Annotated in this window: 12 protein-coding genes, 1 pseudogene and 1 other annotated feature; of the genes and pseudogenes, 7 read left to right on the plus strand and 6 right to left on the minus strand. The window is 67.2% G+C overall.

All coding sequences use genetic code 11. From position 1 onward, the window contains the following. Position 1: 1 nt before the first annotated feature. Together OC159_RS04375 and coaBC are read right to left on the minus strand one after the other, a co-directional pair. On the minus strand, positions 2 to 1,069 hold the full coding sequence (locus OC159_RS04375) for a cysteine desulfurase family protein (protein WP_265499933.1): 1,068 nt from the start codon (positions 1,067 to 1,069) through the stop codon (positions 2 to 4). Then, positions 1,066 to 2,250, minus strand: a complete 1,185-nt coding sequence (gene coaBC / locus OC159_RS04380) for a bifunctional phosphopantothenoylcysteine decarboxylase/phosphopantothenate--cysteine ligase CoaBC (protein ID WP_265499934.1) — start codon at positions 2,248 to 2,250, stop codon at positions 1,066 to 1,068. The genes OC159_RS04375 and coaBC overlap by 4 nt, the downstream gene beginning before the upstream one ends. Positions 2,251 to 2,375: 125 nt before the next feature. Here coaBC and OC159_RS04385 point away from each other — a divergent pair, with 125 nt between their 5' ends. Together OC159_RS04385 and OC159_RS04390 are read left to right on the plus strand one after the other, a co-directional pair. Continuing rightward, positions 2,376 to 3,890 (plus strand): YifB family Mg chelatase-like AAA ATPase, encoded by a 1,515-nt coding sequence (locus OC159_RS04385; protein ID WP_265500050.1) that lies wholly within the window; start codon positions 2,376 to 2,378, stop codon positions 3,888 to 3,890. A 435-nt stretch (positions 3,891 to 4,325) separates the two neighbouring features. After that, positions 4,326 to 5,614: pseudogene (locus OC159_RS04390) on the plus strand (integrase core domain-containing protein). A gap of 246 nt (positions 5,615 to 5,860) precedes the next feature. On the opposite strand, the gene gshB reads toward OC159_RS04390, so the two are convergent. The 3 genes from gshB to rsmI are packed head-to-tail and all read right to left on the minus strand — an operon-like array spanning position 5,861 to position 8,145. Continuing rightward, the gene (gshB, locus tag OC159_RS04395) at positions 5,861 to 6,811 is read right to left on the minus strand and encodes a glutathione synthase (RefSeq protein WP_265499935.1); all 951 of its coding nucleotides are present in this window, start codon (positions 6,809 to 6,811) and stop codon (positions 5,861 to 5,863) included. A 60-nt stretch (positions 6,812 to 6,871) separates the two neighbouring features. Then, positions 6,872 to 7,243, minus strand: coding sequence for a YraN family protein (locus OC159_RS04400; protein WP_265499936.1), 372 nt, complete (start codon positions 7,241 to 7,243; stop codon positions 6,872 to 6,874). Beyond that, entirely contained in the window at positions 7,240 to 8,145 is a 906-nt protein-coding gene (gene rsmI, locus OC159_RS04405; RefSeq protein WP_265499937.1) for a 16S rRNA (cytidine(1402)-2'-O)-methyltransferase, read from the minus strand. The genes OC159_RS04400 and rsmI overlap by 4 nt, the downstream gene beginning before the upstream one ends. Before the next feature lie 110 nt (positions 8,146 to 8,255). Here rsmI and OC159_RS04410 point away from each other — a divergent pair, with 110 nt between their 5' ends. The 3 genes from OC159_RS04410 to murJ are packed head-to-tail and all read left to right on the plus strand — an operon-like array spanning position 8,256 to position 13,805. Then, positions 8,256 to 9,479, plus strand: coding sequence for a penicillin-binding protein activator (locus OC159_RS04410; protein WP_265499938.1), 1,224 nt, complete (start codon positions 8,256 to 8,258; stop codon positions 9,477 to 9,479). 16 nt (positions 9,480 to 9,495) lie between these two features. Further along, positions 9,496 to 12,279 (plus strand): [protein-PII] uridylyltransferase, encoded by a 2,784-nt coding sequence (locus tag OC159_RS04415; protein WP_265499939.1) that lies wholly within the window; start codon positions 9,496 to 9,498, stop codon positions 12,277 to 12,279. Next, positions 12,276 to 13,805, plus strand: coding sequence for a murein biosynthesis integral membrane protein MurJ (gene murJ / locus OC159_RS04420; RefSeq protein WP_265499940.1), 1,530 nt, complete (start codon positions 12,276 to 12,278; stop codon positions 13,803 to 13,805). The genes OC159_RS04415 and murJ overlap by 4 nt, the downstream gene beginning before the upstream one ends. Here murJ and OC159_RS04425 read toward each other — a convergent pair. Then, on the minus strand, positions 13,802 to 14,503 hold the full coding sequence (locus OC159_RS04425; RefSeq protein ID WP_265499941.1) for a rhomboid family intramembrane serine protease: 702 nt from the start codon (positions 14,501 to 14,503) through the stop codon (positions 13,802 to 13,804). The two genes, murJ and OC159_RS04425, sit on opposite strands and share 4 nt — an antisense overlap. A gap of 76 nt (positions 14,504 to 14,579) precedes the next feature. Between OC159_RS04425 and trpS the strand changes: the two genes are divergently transcribed. Beyond that, positions 14,580 to 15,614 (plus strand): tryptophan--tRNA ligase, encoded by a 1,035-nt coding sequence (trpS, locus tag OC159_RS04430; protein WP_265499942.1) that lies wholly within the window; start codon positions 14,580 to 14,582, stop codon positions 15,612 to 15,614. A gap of 74 nt (positions 15,615 to 15,688) precedes the next feature. Continuing rightward, positions 15,689 to 15,744: a sequence feature (sul1 is cis-regulatory element that is thought to sense ions involved in sulfur or methionine metabolism; They are found in Alphaproteobacteria), on the plus strand. A 63-nt stretch (positions 15,745 to 15,807) separates the two neighbouring features. Further along, the gene (locus tag OC159_RS04435; protein WP_265499943.1) at positions 15,808 to 17,304 is read left to right on the plus strand and encodes a SulP family inorganic anion transporter; all 1,497 of its coding nucleotides are present in this window, start codon (positions 15,808 to 15,810) and stop codon (positions 17,302 to 17,304) included. Positions 17,305 to 17,311: the final 7 nt, after the last annotated feature.

Consider the following 17,311-nt stretch of genomic DNA (forward strand, 5'->3'; position numbering starts at 1 on the left):
TCTATCCTTCCTCGGTGGCGCGCATCGGCACGCCATTCCTGTCGCGCCAGCGTGAATACGCCTTTTCCCACGCATCCGCAAATCGGTTGATCTGATCGTCGTCCAAAGCCGGACTTATCGAGATCCTGACAGCCGATTGCGAAAGCTGATCGTCGAAACCCATCGCCTGCAGCGTTCCGCTGGCCCTGACCTTGCCCGATGAACAGGCCGACCCGGCCGAGATAGCAAAGCCTGCCAGATCCATCTGCATGACCTGGGTTTCACCCTTCCACCCCGATGTAAGAAGACAGGTGGTGTTCGGCAAGCGCCGCGCCCATTTTCCGGCGATGACGGCTTGCGGCGCAACATCCAGCAGCCGCGCTTCCAGCGCATCGCGCCGCGCCTCGACCTCGGCCCACATACCCGAGTCCAGGTCGCGCTGCGCTGCGGTGGCGGCCGCTGCAATGCCCAGGATGCCGATCAGATTCTCGGTCCCGCCTCGACGCCCCTGTTCCTGCCCGCCGCCCCGGATCAGCGCTGGCAGTTCGGTTCCCTTCTTCAGGATCAGCGCGCCGATCCCCTTCGGTCCGCCCAGCTTATGCGCGCTGACGAAGCCCGCAGTGATGCCAAGCCAGTTGAACGCGAAGGGCACCTTGCCGAAGGCCTGTGTCAGGTCGCTCGAATGCAGTCCCTGCGGCAGGTCCTGCATGACGCCCGTCTCGTTGTTGGCCAGCTGCAGGCTGGCCGTCGTCGGATCGTCCACCGTCACGACCCCGTCCCGGTCCACCGGCAGCGTCGCGTCGCACCACGCCTTGACGGCGCTGTGCTCCACCGGCGCACAGCGGAAGCCGCCTTGCCCCAGCACCATCGCCGCCGCCTCGGTCGCGCCCGAGGTGAAGACCACGTCCGCCCCCTCCGCCCCCAACGCGGCGGCGACCTGTTCACGCGCGCGCTCCAACGCCATCTTGGCCGCACGCCCCTCCGAATGGACCGAGGAGGGGTTTCCGGCAATCTCCATCGCCTCTGACATCGCGGCCTTGACCTCGGGGCGCAGGGGCGTGGTCGCGTTCCAGTCGAGATAGGTTCTCATCCGATCTGCTCCGCAATTCGGGCGGCAAGGCGGGCTGCGACATCGCCCTTCGCCATACGCGGCCATTCCTCGTCGCCCGCTTCGGTGATCAGCGTCACCGCGTTTTCAGTGCCGCCCATGATGCCCGTGGCCGGGCTGACATCGTTGGCCACGATCCAGTCGCAGCCCTTGCGCGCGCGCTTCGCGGTGGCGTGGGCGACGACGTCCTGCGTTTCGGCCGCAAAGCCCACGACCAGCCGGGGCCGCTGCGCCGCACGTGAAATCCACGCCAGGATGTCAGGATTCTCCGCCATCTGCAGCGACGGCAGGCTGTCGCCCTTCTTGATCTTCTGGTCGCTGCCGTTGAGGATCCGCCAATCCGCCACCGCCGCCGCCATGACGGCCGCATCGGCGGGCAGCGCCGCCTCGACCGCGTCGCGCATTTCCTGCGCCGTTTCGACCGCAATCACCTCGACCCCTTGCGGCGCGGGAACTGCCGCAGGGCCGGTCACGAAGCTGACCCGTGCGCCCAGATCCCGCAGTGCCGCCGCCACCGCCGCCCCCTGGGCGCCGCTGGAGCGGTTGGCGATGTATCGCACCGGGTCGATCGGCTCGTGAGTCGGACCCGAGGTCACGATGACATGCCGCCCCTTCAGCGGCCCTTCGGCCAGCGCCGTGCGAATCGCGGCCAGGATCGCGTCAGGCTCGGCCATGCGGCCCGGACCAAATTCGCCACAGGCCATGTCGCCGCTGCCCGGTCCCACGGTCAGGATGCCGTCGCCCCGCAGCGTCGCAAGGTTGCGCCGTGTCGCCGGGTGGTCCCACATCCGGACATTCATGGCGGGCGCGATCAGCACCCGCTTGTCCGTGGCCATCAGCAGGGTCGAGGCGAGGTCGTTCGCCGCCCCCTGCGCCATTTTCGCCATCAGGTCTGCCGTGGCAGGCGCGACGACGACAAGGTCCGCCTGGCGCGACAGCTGGATATGACCGATCTCTGCCTCGGCGTTGCGGTCCCACAGGGTGTCGTGCACCGGCTCTCCGGCCAGCACCGACAGGGTCATCGGCGTGGTGAACTGCGCGCCCGACGCAGTCAGCACCGGCGTCACCGCGGCCCCCGCGCCCCGGATCAGCCGGATCAGCTGAGGGATCTTGTAGGCCGAGATGCCCCCGCCCACGATCAGCAATATGCGCTTGCCCTGCATGCGGCCCTTCCCCGTTCACCCGGCACAGATAGCGCCCGTCCCGCCCTGCCGCAAGGAAGCCTCGCCCGTTAACCACTCCTTAACCTGCCGGGCATTAACCATTCGCCGCAAAGCCGGAGATGAACATGGTCGCAATCGCCTACTCGGTCGCCTTCGTCGGCGTCGAGGCCCGCCTGGTCGAGGTGCAGTGCGCCGTCGCCGCGGGACTGCCCGGATTTTCGATCGTGGGCCTGCCGGACAAGGCCATCAGCGAAGCGAAAGAGCGTGTGCGCGCGGCCTTCGGCGCGCTGGCCATTGCGCTGCCGAACAAGCGGCTGACGGTCAACCTGTCACCTGCAGACCTTCCCAAGGAAGGCTCGCACTTCGATCTGCCCATCGCGCTGGCCGTGCTTGCCGCCCTCCAGATCGTTCCGGCCGAGGAGGTGGCGCGCTGCGTCGCCCTGGGAGAGCTGGCGCTCGACGGCCGCCTGGTCGCGGTCACGGGCGCCCTGCCCGCCGCCCTTGCCGCCTCCGAGGAAGATCGCGCCCTCATCTGTCCCCGCGCCTGCGGCCCCGAGGCTGCCTGGATCGAACAGGTGCCGGTCCTTGCATCCGACAGCCTGCGCGCAATCGTCGACCACCTGACCGACCGCGCACCCATTGCGCCGGCCCGCCCGGGCCGGATGATCGACGGTCCGGGGACGGCGTGCCTCTCGGAAGTTCGCGGCCAGGAACGCGCCAAGCGCGCGCTGGAGATCGCGGCGGCCGGTCGACACCACCTGCTGATGGTCGGCCCGCCTGGCGCCGGAAAGTCGATGCTGGCGCAGCGCCTTTCCGGCCTGATGCCGCCCCTCACCGCGCGCGAGGCGCTCGAGACCGCGATGATCCATTCGCTGGCCGGGACGCTGGATCATGGCGGCATCCCGCGCCACGCGCCGTTCCAGGACCCGCATCACACCGCCTCCTCGCCCGCCATCGTGGGCGGGGGGCCAAAGGCAAAGCCGGGCCAGATCAGCCTTGCACATAACGGCGTCCTGTTCCTGGACGAGTTCCCCGAGTTTCCGCGCGGCGTGCTCGAGAACCTCCGCCAGCCGATCGAGACGGGCGACGTCGTCGTCTCGCGCGCCAACGCGCATGTGCGTTATCCCTGCCGTTTCCTGCTGGTCGCCGCCGCCAATCCCTGCCGCTGCGGCTATCTGGCCGATCCCTCGCGCGCCTGCGCCCGCGCGCCCCTTTGCGGCGAAAGCTATCTCGGCAAGATTTCAGGGCCGCTTCTCGACCGCTTCGACCTGCGGCTCGAGGTGCCAGGTGTCGGGCTTCACGATCTGGACCTGCCCGCCGGCGGAGAGACCTCGGCCCAGGTTGCCGTCCGCGTTGCCGCCGCTCGGCAGATCCAGGCGCAGCGTTTCGCCGACCATCCGGGGGTGCGGGTGAATGCCGATGCGTCGGGGGCGCTTCTGGACCGGATCGCCGCGCCGGACGAGGCCGGGCGCGCGCTGATCCACAAGGCCGCAGACCGGCTTGGACTGACCGCCCGCGGCTATCATCGCATCCTGCGCACCGCCCGCACAATCGCGGATCTTGAAGCGGCCGAGCGAGTCCTGACCCAGCACCTGGCCGAGGCCATCAGCTATCGACTGCCATTCGTTGCAGGCGGTTGAGGATTGCGACCGTCGCGGGCGGCTTGATGCCAAGGGCATCTCCGGGCCATAGCATTACCCTCTACGGCTGAGGCCAGTGTGCGGTGCGGTAACCCCTTCGCGCTCAAAACGGAGTGTAACAACTGTCCGAAGTATCCTGCAGAAGTCGGCTGAGCTGCGGAAACTCCGTTGCCGCGCCTCAAGCTGTCCAAACGTCACATGGATCATTGGTTGAAGAGGCATGTGCACCACCGTGGCTCCGGCAGTCGCGGGTTGCATCGCATCGAGGGCACTTTCTCTGGTGCCGCGGACTCGACCAACCTCTTGCACGATCTTTCGGAGGACGATTGACCCGGCGCTTCGGCGGTCGGCCGGTTCTCCGCCCCCTGAGACTTGAACCCTTTGAAACCGGAGTTTTCGGCTGACCCCTCCTGGCCCGGAGAGGAGCTGAGATCTTTGAAAGCGTCAAGGTTCACACAGGCGCAGAGGGCGACCGGTTCGAAGCAGGCCGAGGAAGGCATACCGGCTGACGCAAGGCCGGGATCGGCCAGACGACCTAGTTCAGCTGCAGTAAGAAGAGTCAGTGAACAGTCCGGTGGACTGCTCACCCGACGAACGCGCTACGGCGGGCTGTTGTCCGATGAGATGCGCCGGCTGAAGGCGCTTGAGGACGAGAACAGCCGGCTCAAGAAGATCGTGGCCGACCTGACGCTGGACCGGGACATCTTGCGAGACGCGTCATCCGCCGCAAGCTCGTTCGCCAGCCGGCTTGAACCAGTGGCGCCTGCTCGCTCACCCTGGTCAGATGCGCGGGCTGGTTTGCGGAATGTGCATCCATTGGGGCGTGTCGATCCGCAGAGCTTTTGGGGCGCTGAGGTTCGAAACCTCCACATTTCACTACAAGTCCCGTCGCACTGACCAGGCGGCCGTCAAACGACGGATCAGGGAGATCCGCGAGATCTGAGCTGTCGAGGAGCCATCGGTTCGAGCCCGACGGCGATTGGTGTGGGTCAAGGATGCCGGCGCATTCATGTGTTGCAGCGACGGGAGGCATGGCAGGTGAACATCAAGAAGACCCGGATGATTTACAAAGAGTTGGACTTGCAGTTCAGGAACACGCATCCGAAGCGGCGGGTCAGGACGAAGCTGCGCGACGATCGCGTCACGGCCGTCGGGCCGATCGATGTCTGGGCCATGGAATGAGCCGGGCCGGGAAATAGTCCGGGGAACTGCTTTCCGGCGAACCTTCACGACCAGTTGGCCCTGGGCAACAAGCTGCGGATCCTGACGATTGTTGATGCACATTCTCGTTTCTGTCCCACCGCCGGTCCCCGCTTCATCTACCGTCAAGGTGTCGCCCAGTCACTGAAACGGGTCTGTTACCAGGTCGGCTATCCCCGAACCATCCGGGCCAACAACGGCAGCGAGTTCATGGTGCGCGACAGTGGCCCCCGGGCCTATTCCAGACAGGTGATCTTGGACCTTTCACGGCCCCAAAAACCAGCAGACAACGGCCTCATTGAGGCGTTCAACAGACAGCTGCGGGCCGAATGCCTGAACGTTTGCTGGTTCACAAGTCATGCAGGCGCCCGGGAAAGCTGGAGGATGGGCGTAGGCACTACAACGAAGACCGCCCCCACAGAGAGATCGAACATAACGTCCCGATCGCCCTGCTTCATCCCGGCGACGCAGCCAGCCCGTCGCCATCACCGCGCCCGAAAAACTCCGGCATCCGGCGGGAGTAGCGCACCAGACACTCGATCTCAGGAATCGGCGGACGCCTTCTCTGCGCCACGCGTTGCGCAGTATCCGGCGCTCCCAGAGAGAACCGGACGGTGCAGGTCCCCGCACGACCCGGACCGTTATGCGCTGTCTGAGCGGCCGATCACTTAGCGAAGGTGAAGTTTTGGAAACCCGACCGGCCCGGCCGCTGGAGGGCCAGCGACCGGCACGGATAATCAACCTGCAAGGCGGAAGACGCCGCTTCGTCTTCAGCCTCGGGCCAGGACGCGGCGTTCGATGGCTTGCCAGATGGCCTCGGCGGCGTTGATGCCATCGAAGCGCTCAAGCTCCTGGATGCCCGTGGGCGAGGTCACGTTGATCTCGGTCAGCCAGCCGTCGATGACGTCGATGCCGGTGAAGATCAGGCCCTTCTCGCGCAGGACCGGGGCGATGCGGGCGCAGATCTCGCGCTCGCGCTCGGTCAAGCCGATCTTTTCGGCGCGGCCGCCGACATGCATGTTGGATCGCGCCTCGCCCTCTTGCGGGACGCGGTTGATCGCGCCGACGGGTTCGCCGTCCACCAGGATGATCCGCTTGTCGCCCTTGACGACGACGGGCAGGTATTTCTGCGCGATCATGGGTTCACGGTTGATGCCCGCGAAAGTCTCCAGCAGCGCCGACAGGTTCGGGTCGCCCGGGCGCAGGTGGAAGACACCCGCCCCGCCGTTGCCATAGAGCGGCTTGACGATGATCTCACCGTGGCGCGCGCGGAAGGCGCGGAAGGCGGCAGGATCGCGGGCGATCATGGTGGGCGGCGTCAGGTCGGGGAAGTCCAGCACCATCAGCTTCTCGGGGCAGTTCCTGACCCAGAACGGATCGTTCACCACCAGCGCCTGCGCATGCACCCGGTCCAGAAGATGGGTCGAGGTGACATAAGCCATGTCGAAGGGCGGGTCCTGGCGCAGCCAGATGACGTCGAAATCGGTGGCATCGACCTCGGTCCAGTCGCCGAACGTGACATGGGCGCCGGCCTCGCGGCGCAGGGTGATCGGGCGGCCGCGCGCGATCACCCTGCCCTCGTCATAGCGCAGTTGGTCGACGGTGTACTGGAACAGCCGGTGGCCGCGGGCCTCGGCTTCCAGCCCGATGCGGAAGGTGCTGTCGGCGTGGATCGAGACATGCTCGACCGGGTCCATCTGCAAGGCGACGTAAAGGCTCATCTGCACCTCCTGAAATGCGGATCCGTTGTGGCCTGCGGCCGGGGCGGATGCAAGCCTGCGTCAGAACTCTCCGAAGGCGTTCTTCAGCAGGTCGACCCGTGCCGTCGCATCGACCAGCGCCGCGTCGAAGCGCATGGGCACCTGGCCCAAGCCCCGCGCCTCGCAATATTCGCAAGCCGCCTGCATGATGCGGCGCATCTGCGCCGGCTGCAGGCGTTCGGCGGCCAGGGCATGGGTGGCGGCGGCCTTGACCTCGACGAAGACGATGTCGTCGCCGTCACGCAGGATCAGGTCGATCTCTCCGGCGCGCCCGCGCCAGCGTTCGGCCAGAAGCTCTGCGCCGTTGCCAAGGTAAAGGCGCAGGACGTTTTCCTCGGCCAGACGCCCCGCCGTTGCGGCGGTGCGGCCGCGGTGGTGGCGGGCACCGCTCACTGGCCGGACAGCGCCAGCGCGCGCTGATAAACGTCGCGCTTGGGCAGCCCCAGATCCTTTGCGGCCTCGCGCGCGGCGTCCTTCACCGACATCGTGGCCATGTAGCCTTCCAGCACCTGCTGCAGGCGGTCGTCGTCGACCTCGACCGGCGACGGGCGGTCGAGGACCATGACGACCTCGCCCTTCAGCGCTTCCATTCGCGGATCTCCGGCCAGGTCGCTGGCGGTGCCGCGGATGATCTCCTCGAACTTCTTGGTCAGTTCGCGGGCGACGACAACGGTGCGCGCACCGTCGAGGACGGCCAGGTCCTGCAGCGTCCGCGACACGCGGCGCGGGCTTTCATAGAGGATCAGCGTTGAATCGACGGCCATCCAGTTTCGAAGCCAGGTCTGGCGGGCCGTCGCGGTGGGCGGCGGGAAACCCAGGAACAGGAACCGGTCGCTTGGAAGGCCCGCGACGCTCAGCGCGGCCAGCGCCGCCGACGGGCCCGGCAGCGCATGGACGCGCGCGCCAGCCTCGGCCGCGTCCAGCGCCAGGCGATAGCCGGGATCGGCCACCAGCGGCGTGCCCGCGTCCGAGCAATAGGCGACGCTGCCACCCTCGGCCAGGGCCGCCAGAAGCGCTGGACGTGCACGGTCGCCGTTGTGGTCGTGATAGGACAGGATGCGCCGCCCGCGCAGGGGGATGCCGTGGATGTCCATCAGGTGACGCAGCACGCGCGTATCCTCGGCCGCCAGCATGTCGGCGCTGTTCAGCACGTCCAGCGCCCGCAGCGTGATGTCGCGTGCCGCGCCGATGGGCGTCGCCACGAGGTAGAGGCCCGGATCAAGCCGCACCGCCTCGACATGGGCGGTCAGGCGGCGCGGCAGCTCGGTCGCGGGTCGGTCACTGCGGTCGCTCATCCTGCCTCCGTTCGGCGCCGATACGGGCCGGCGCTGATTGCCAATCGCGGGCGCAGGTCCTAGGCTGCCGGCATCCGCGAGCGTCTTATCACAAAGCAGGGAAGTTTCACATGTTCGCCTTCGCCACAACCCGGGCTGCATCGGGCCGGCCTGCATCCGGATTGCACCGCGCGCTTCTGAAGACGGCGACCGTCGTCTCGGCCCTGTTTCTTGCGGCCTGCGAACCGATAGGCGGCGCAGGCCAGGCCACCGGACCCGAGACCGGCCCGCTGATCGACCCGTCCGAGCCGGTGCAGGTCGCGCTTCTGGCCCCCGGCGGCACGGGTTCGCAGGACCTGGAATGGCTGGCCCGCAGCATCAAGAACGCCGCCCGCATGGCCGCGGCCGACGCGCAGGGGGCGACAATCGACCTGCGGATATATGACGTCGGCGCCTCGACCGAGACGGCGGTCGCGCAAGCCAACGCCGCAGCCGATGCGGGGGCGCAGATCATCTTGGGCCCGCTGTTCGCCGAGGGCGCGAACGCGGTCGGCAACACGATGCTGCCACGCAACATCAACGTGCTGACCTTTTCCAACAATACCCAGGTCGCCGGCGGCAACGTCTTCATCCTGGGCAACAGCTTCGAGAACATCGCCGACCGGCTGGTCGGCTATGGCGTGAACCAGGGCAAGCGCAACGTCCTGGTCGTGGCTGAGGACGATGTCGCGGGCCAGCTTGGCGGCCGCGCGATCGAGACCGCCATCGCCCGCAACGGCGCCCGCCTGGCAGGCCGCGTGAACCATCCGGTCTCGATCAGCGGCATCGACAGCGTCACGCCGCGCATCGCCGAAGCCGCGAAGTCGGGACAGGTGGACGCCGTCTTCATGACCGCGAACAACCAAGCCGTCCTGCCCTACCTGACCGAGCAACTGGCCGAGGCCGGGGTGCGGTCGCCCGTGACTCAAATGATGGGCCTGACCCGGTGGGATCAGCCTGCGGACCGTCTTGGCATGCCGCAGCTGGCCGAGGGCTGGTTTGCGATCCCCGACCAGACGCTGCAGCGGCAGTTCGACGCCCGCTATGCCCAGGCCCATGGCGAGGCGCCGCACCCGCTGGCCTCGCTGGGATATGACGGGGTTGCCGCCCTCGCCTCGCTGGTGCGCAACGGCCAGCGGAACGCGCTGGCGACCTCGGGGCTGACGCAGCCCGCCGGGTTCTCGGGCGTGGGCGGGGTGTTCCGCCTGCAGCGCGACGGAACGGTCCGGCGCGGGCTGGCGGTCGCCACGATCCGCAACAACCAGCTTGTCGTCCTGGACCCCGCGCCGCGCAGCACCCGCGGCCTCGGCTCGTGAGGGATTGACTGCAGAAATGACCTCCAAAGTCACGACCAGCAGCGCCCCGGCATCGGCCGGGGCGCTTCCCGTTCCCGCCCTTGAACCGCTGCTGGCGCGGCTGGACGAGAGCCTTGTCGGCCTGACCGAGCCGCGCCAGATCCGCGCGGCCGCCGTCGCGCTGCTGCTGCAGACGCGAACGGACGCGATGGCGGCGATCGAGGCGGGCTTTGCGACCCACCCCCGCGCGGCCCGAGAGACGGTGCGCGCCATCGCGTCGCTGACTGACGTGCTGGTCCTCGCCATCCACCGCGTCGCGACGACGCGCCTGCATCCGCAGCAGTCGCCGTCCGAGAACGAGCGGCTGGCTGTGCTGGCCGTCGGCGGCTATGGCCGGGCCGAGATGGCGCCGCATTCCGACGTCGACCTGCTGTTCCTGACGCCCTGGAAGATCACCCCCTGGGCCGAGAGCGTCGTCGAATCGATGCTCTACATGATGTGGGACCTCAAGTTGAAGATCGGGCATTCGATCCGCAGCGTCGATGACTGTCTGCGCCTCGGCGCCTCGGACATGACGATCCGCACGTCGCTGGTGGAACACCGGGTCGTCACCGGCCACGCACCTCTCGCCGAGGAACTTCGCACGCGCCTGTGGGCCGAGCTGTTCGCGGGAACCGTGCCACAATTCGTCGAGGCCAAGCTGGAGGAACGCGCCAATCGCCATGCGCGCCAGGGTGGGCAGCGCTATGTTCTGGAACCCAATGTCAAAGAGGGAAAGGGCGGCCTGCGTGACCTCCAGACGCTCTACTGGATCTCGAAATACATCCACCGCGTCGACCGCGCGGTCGAACTGGTCGACCTGGGCGTCTTCACCCGCGAAGAGCACCTGGCCTTCTGGCAGGCCGAGGATTTCCTCTGGGCCGTGCGCAGCCACCTGCACCTGATCGCAGGAAGGCCCGTGGACGTGCTGTCCTTTGACATGCAGGTCGAAGTCGCGCGGCGCATGAAATACGCTGATACGCCCGCCCGGCGAGGCGTTGAATACTTCATGCAGGACTATTTCCGCCACGCCACCCGCGTCGGTGAACTGACCCGCGTCTTCCTGACCGAGCTGGAGGCGCAGCACGTCCGCACCGCACCCTTCCTCGGCCGCATCTTCCGCCGCCGCCGCAAGCTGCGGCACGGCTTTGTCGACCAGCAGGGACGGCTGTCGTTCGAGGACAGCAAGCATTTCCTGTCCGACCCGCTGAACATCCTGCGCCTGTTCGAGGAGGCGCTGCGCACCGGCGCGCTGATCCACCCCGACGCGATGCGCGTGGTGGCCGCCAACCTCGACCTGATCGACGACAAGGTCCAGTCCGACCCCGAGGCGATCCGCATCTTCATGGACCTGCTGGTGAAGCACGGCAATCCGGAACGCGCGCTGCGCCGGATGAACGAGCTGGGCGTTCTGGCCGCCTTCATCCCCGAGTTCGAGCCGGTCGTGGCAATGATGCAGTTCAACCTCTATCACCACTACACCGTCGACGAACATTCGATCCAATGCGTGGCCGCCCTGGCCGAGATCGAACGCGGAGAACATCCCGAGGACCTGCCCCTGTCGTCGGGGATCATCGACGCGGGCGTCAACCGCCGCGTGCTCTACCTGGCGACGCTGCTCCACGACATCGGCAAGGGGCGGAGAGAGGACCACTCGATCCTGGGCGCCCGCATCGTGCGGCGCATCGCCACCCGCTTCGGTTTTTCGCAGGACGACATCGACACGGTCGAGTGGCTGGTCCGCAACCACTTGCTGATGTCCGACGTCGCGCAAAAGCGCGACATCAGCGATCCCCGCACCCTGCGCGACTTCGCAAAGGCCGTGAAGACCCGCAGGCGTCTGGACATGCTGCTGGTCCTGACCGTCTGCGACATCCGCGGCGTCGGCCCCGGCACCTGGAACAACTGGAAGGCCATGCTGCTGCGCAAGCTGCACCAGGAAACCGCCGCCGCGCTGGACAACGGGCTGGAGGAGCTGAACCGCGACCGCCGCCAGGCCGAGTCCAAGCGATCCCTGCGCCACATGCTGGTCGCCAAGGGCTGGGAAGCCCGCGCCATCCGCGCCGAGATGGCCCGCCACTATGACGCCTATTGGCCCGGCCTGCCGACACAGACACAGGCCGTCTTTGCGGAACTGCTGTCCGGCCTTGGTCCCGACGAGATCCGCATCGATCTGCGCGCAGACACGGACCGGGACGCCACGCGGGCGGCCTTCGTTCTTTCGGACCACCCCGGCATCTTTTCCCGCCTGGCGGGCGCCCTGACGCTGACCGGCGCCAACGTCGTCGACGCGCGCACCTATACGACGCGGGACGGCTATGCGACCGCGGTCTTCTGGGTTCAGGACAGCGAGGGCCATCCTTTCGCCGAAGATCGCCTGCCCCGCCTGCGGCAGACCATCCTGCGCACCCTTGCAGGCGAGATCGTCGCGCGAGAGGCCTTCGCCACCCGCGACAAGCCCAAGAAGCGCACGAAGGAATTCAAGTTCCCGACCCACGTCACCTTCGACAACGAGGGCAGCGACATCTACACGATCATCGAGGTTGACACCCGCGACCGTCCGGGGCTGCTTTATGACCTGACGCGCACGCTCGCGGCGAACCACATCCAGATTGTCAGCGCCGTCATCGCGACCTTCGGGGCGCAGGTGGTGGACAGCTTCTACGTCAAGGACATGTTCGGGCTGAAACTGCACAGCCCGGCCAAACGGGAAGCGCTGGAAAAGAAACTGCGCGCGGCAATCGCCGACGGCGTGAAACGGGCCGAGGCTGAACAGGCATGAAAAGCGGACTTGTGCGGGGGTTCCTCTCGGTGGGGCTCTGGACGCTGATCTCGCGTGCGTCGGGCTTCGTGCGCGACATCCTGATGGCGGCGTGGCTGGGCACCGGCCCGGTGGCCGAGGCGTTCCTGATCGCCCTGTCGCTGCCCAACATGTTCCGCCGCTTCTTCGCCGAAGGCGCGTTCAACACCGCCTTCGTGCCGATGTTTTCCAAGAAGATCGAGAACATCGACGAGGCGCAGGGCTTCGCCAGGGACGCGTTCTCGGGCCTGTTCATGACGGTCCTGGCGCTGTCGGCGCTGGCGATGATCTTCATGCCGGGGCTGGTCTGGCTGATGGCCTCGGGCTTCGTGGGCGATCCGCGCTTCGATCTGGCGGTGGAATACGGGCGGATCACCTTTCCCTATATCCTGCTGATCTCGATGGCGTCGATGATCTCGGGCGTGCTGAATGCCAACGGGCGCTTCACGGCGGCCGCGGCGGCCCCGGTGCTGCTGAACCTGCTGTTCATCGTCGCGATGTACCTGGGCCGCTGGCAGGGCTGGGACCTGGGGCTGACGCTGGCCTGGGCCACGCCGGTCACCGGGATCGCGCAGTTGGCGCTGGTCTGGTGGGATGCGCGCGGCTCGGGCTATGTCTTCTGGCCGCGCCGCCCGCGCCTGACGCCCGATATGCGCCGCCTGATCGCCGTCGCCCTGCCCGCGGCCTTTGCGGGTGGCGTGGTGCAGATCAACCTGCTGATCGGCCGCCAGGTCGGGTCGCGGTTCGAGGGCGCCATCGCCTGGCTGTCCTATTCCGACCGGCTTTACCAGCTGCCGCTTGGCGTCGTGGGCGCCGCCGTGGCGGTGGTCCTGCTGCCGGAACTGGCCCGCCGGATTCGCGCCGACGATCACGCGGGCGGCCAGTCCGCCTATTCCCGCGCCACCGAGTTCGGCCTGTTCCTGACCCTGCCCGCCGCCTTCGCCATTGCCGTCATCGCCGAGCCGATGGTCTCGACCCTGTTCCAGCGCGGCGCGTTTTCGGCTTTCGACACGCAGCAGACGGCGGCGGCGCTGGTGGTCTATGCCTTCGGTCTTCCGGCCTTCGTGCTGCAGAAAATCCTGCAACCGCTGTATTTCGCGCGCGAGGATACGAAGACACCCTTCCGCTATGCGCTGTTTTCCATGCTGGTCAACGCGGTGGCGGCGTTCGGCCTGATGCCGGTCTTCGGCTTCCTTGCGGCGGCGCTTGGCACCACCATCGCGGCCTGGGTCATGGTCGCGCAGCTTTGGTGGGGGACCCGCTCGATGGGACAGGCGGCGCGGGCCGATGACCGGCTGCGGCGCGCCTTCCCGCGCATCCTGCTGGCTTCTCTCTTGATGGCGGGAGCGCTCTGGGTGACGCGCCACCTGCTGGAGGGCGCCGGCCTCGGGCGCGGGGTTGGGCTGGCGATCCTCGTCTTCGGCGGGGCCGCGATCTACTTCGCGCTGGCCTACCTGATCGCCGGCTATCGCCCGTCCGAGCTGAAGGCGGCGATCCGGCGCGGTTAACGCTGTCGGATCTGCGCCACCGTCCGGGCGATCCCGCCGTCGACCAGCAGGAAGGACAGCGCGAAGCCGGTGGCAAAGCCGGCGATCTCGGCGATCCAGCCCTGACCCGCACCGCCGAAGACAAGGCCGAAGGCCAGCTGGAACGCCAGCAGCATGCCGATCAGGGCAAAGGCGCGCAGGCGGTTGGCGTTCTGCGCCGCCAGCCGCGTCCACAGCAGGAAGGTGAACGCGCCGACGAGCCCATAGACCGCCGGATAGCCACCGATCAGCGGCGACGGCCGCGCCCCGATCACCGGCAGCACCGCCGCATAGACCAGCGCCCCTCCGATGGCGGACCCGAGATACAGCGCCAGCACTGCGGCGGGGCGGAAGTTCTGCGCGACCATGTTGCCAAGGGCCAGCGTGAAGACGACGACGAACAGCGCGTGCGTCAGCGAGACGTGCACGAAGCTGTAGCTGATGATCCGATAGAACTGGTCCAGGTCCAGCGCGCCGAACGTCCAGACCCGCTGCGCCAGTTCCGGCGGAAAGGCGGTCAAGCGGATCGCCGACAGGCGCAGGCCGACACCCTCGGCCCCGCCGATCAGCCCGGCGTTTCCAAGCGCGAAGACGGCTTCGGATGCGATGACAGGCAGGGCCAGCAGCCAGATCACCGGCGGCAGGGGGTTCAGCGGGGATTCAGTCAGGCCGGGGCGCATGGGCGTTCCTTGACGGTTGCGAAGGGTCGGGCCAACCGCTAAGCCAGCGGCCAGGAAATTCCAAGGCAGGCCCGTCATGTCCGACCAGATCAACGCCCAGTTCCGCCCGCGCATCTTCTCGGGCATCCAGCCCTCTGGCGGGCTGACGCTTGGCAACTATCTGGGCGCGCTGAAGCGGTTCGCGGCCCTGCAGGGGGACAAGGCCGAGACGATCTATTGCATCGTGGACCTGCACGCGATCACCGTCTGGCAGGACCCCGAGGTGCTGCGCGCCCGCATCCGCGAGGCCGCGGCCGCCTTCATGGCGGCGGGCGTGGACCCGGCGCAATCGATCCTGTTCAACCAGTCGCAGGTCAGCGCCCATGCCGAGATGGCTTGGCTGTTCAATACGGTGGCCCGCGTCGGCTGGATGTACCGGATGACGCAGTTCAAGGACAAGGCGGGCAAGAACACCGAGAACGTCAGCCTGGGTCTTCTGGCCTACCCTGCCCTGATGGCGGCCGACATCCTGACCTACCAGGCAACGGCGGTTCCCGTGGGCGAGGATCAGAAGCAGCACCTGGAGCTGACCCGCGACATCGCGGCCAAGTTCAACCACGATTATGGCGTCGAACATTTCCCGATCACGGAACCCCTGATCGAGGGAGTGGCGACGCGCGTCATGTCGCTGCGGGATGGGTCGAAGAAGATGTCGAAATCCGATCCCTCGGACGCCAGCCGCATCAACCTGACGGACGATGCCGACACCATCGCGCAGAAGATCCGCAAGGCCCGCACCGATGCCGAGCCGCTGCCCGGGCAGATGGACGCGCTGAAGGACCGCCCCGAGGCGAAGAACCTGGTCAACATCTATGCCGCCCTGACGGACGAGACACCCGACCAGGTGCTGGCGCGGTTCGAGGGCCAGGGCTTCGGCGCCTTCAAGCCCGCCCTGGCCGAGGTCGCGGTCGAGGCGCTGTCGCCGATCACCCGCCGCATGGCCGAGTTCATGGCCGACCCCGCCCAGATCGACGCGATCCTGGCCGACGGATCGGCCCGCGCGGATGCCGTCGCGACGCCGATCCTGGAGCGGACCAAGGACATCATGGGCCTGCTGCGCACCCGCGCCTGAACACGACCTGCGCTTTTTTTGGCGCGGCAGGGTTGCACCGCCGCGCCTGCTGCGGCTATCAGCCGGTACAAGCGCATGGACCCGGTGAGAACCCGGGTGGCTACTCCGGCCGCCGATCCGCCGGACAATTCGAACCTTTGCGGATTTGCTGGACCCCGCGCCCGCCGCGGCCCCGGTCAGGAACGGATTATTCATGTTTTCACTCTCTCGCTACAAGGGCGAATGGCTGGGCAACATCCGGCCCGACCTGCTGTCGGGGCTTGTCGTCGCCCTTGCCCTGATCCCCGAGGCGATCGCCTTTTCGATCATCGCCGGGGTCGACCCGAAGGTCGGCCTCTATGCCAGCTTCTCGATTGCCGTGATCACGGCGATCACCGGCGGCAGGCCCGGCATGATCTCGGCCGCGACGGCCGCGACGGCGGTGCTGATGGTCACGCTGGTGCGCGACCACGGGCTGGAATACCTGCTGGCCGCGACGGTTCTGGCCGGGCTGATCCAGATCGCCTGCGGCCTGCTGAAGCTGGGCTTCGTGATGCGCTTCGTGTCGAAGTCGGTCATGACCGGCTTCGTCAACGCGCTCGCGATCCTGATCTTCATGGCGCAGCTGCCAGAGCTTGACCCTGCAACCCCCGGTGTCGGCTGGTTCACCTACGCCCTTGTCGCGGCGTCGCTTGCGATCATCTATCTCTTTCCGCGCATCACCAGGGCCATTCCGTCGCCGCTGGTGACGATCGTGGTGCTGACGGCGCTGGCCACGACCTTTGGCTGGGACGTCAGGACCGTCGGCGACATGGGCGCCCTGCCCGACACGCTGCCCGTGTTCCTGCTGCCCGACGTGCCGCTGAACCTGGAAACGCTGCGGATCATCCTGCCCTATTCCTTCGCGGTTGGCATCGTCGGCCTTCTGGAAAGCCTGATGACCCAGAACCTGGTGGACGAGCTGACCGACACCCGGTCGAACCGCAACCAGGAATGCATCGGCCAGGGCCTTGCCAACAGCGCCACGGGCTTCATCGGCGGCATGGCCGGCTGCGCGATGATCGGCCAGTCCATGATCAACGTGAAGTCCGGCGGTCGGGGGCGCCTGTCGTCCTTCACCGCCGGGGTCGCGCTGCTGATCCTTGTCGTGGGCCTTGGCGGCCTTGTCAGCCGCATCCCGATGGCGGCGCTTGTCGCGATCATGATCATGGTGTCCATCGGGACCTTCAGCTGGTCGTCGATCGGCAACCTGCGCTCGCATCCGCGGTCGTCCTCGGCCGTGATGCTGGCCACGGTGGCCACCGTCGTCTGGACGCACAACCTGGCTATCGGTGTGCTGGTGGGTGTGCTCTTGTCGGGGATATTCTTCGCGGCCAAGATCGCGCAGCTGTTCCGCGTGTCCTCGACCCTGTCGAAGGACGGACGCAGTCGCACCTATGTCGTCGAGGGGCAGATGTTCTATGGCTCGGTCGAGGATTTCATGGCCGCCTTCGACTTTTCGGAGCCGCTGGACCATGTCACGATCGACGTCAGCCGCGCACATATCTGGGACATCAGCTCGGTTCAGGCCCTGGACATGGCGATCCTCAAGTTCCGCCGTGACGGAGCCGAGGTCAGGCTGGTCGGCATGAATGATGCTTCGGAAACCCTCGTGGATCGGCTCGCCGTGCATGACAAATCCGGCGCACTCGATAAACTGGTCGCACATTAGCGGGGGA

The sequence above is a fragment of the Paracoccus beibuensis genome (genome assembly GCF_026162625.1).
GTDB lineage: Bacteria > Pseudomonadota > Alphaproteobacteria > Rhodobacterales > Rhodobacteraceae > Paracoccus > Paracoccus beibuensis.